The organism is Priestia sp. SIMBA_032, assembly GCF_046535215.1.
In the GTDB taxonomy this organism is placed as follows: domain Bacteria; phylum Bacillota; class Bacilli; order Bacillales; family Bacillaceae_H; genus Priestia; species Priestia aryabhattai.
In genome coordinates this window covers 1-240 of sequence record NZ_JAWRXD010001462.1, presented here as the reverse complement: position 1 = coordinate 240, position 240 = coordinate 1, and the positions used below count along the sequence as shown (strand labels likewise).

Here is a 240-nt window from a genome sequence, read left to right as displayed (position 1 = left end):
AAAGGCCATGGCCCTGTTATACGAGGCCCTGGTCACGCCCTTGTACGGGTTAAAGGTGCTGGCCTTCATCATTGGGGTCATACTTTGGTTGATGATGGTGCCGATATTACCGGAGAGGTAAAGTCCTACAAACCCAACGATTTTGGCCTGTATGATATGGCAGGAAATGTAAACGAATGGGTTGCTGATGTGTACCGCCCCATTGTGGACGATGAAATCAGTGATTTCAATTATTACCGT

The 240-nt window shown here is 47.5% G+C and carries 1 protein-coding gene; it reads left to right on the top strand.

Annotated elements, in window-relative coordinates:
* Positions 1-18 precede the first annotated feature (18 nt).
* On the top strand, positions 19-240 hold a 222-nt coding region (locus tag SB717_RS39155; protein WP_410908681.1), incomplete at its 3' end, for an SUMF1/EgtB/PvdO family nonheme iron enzyme.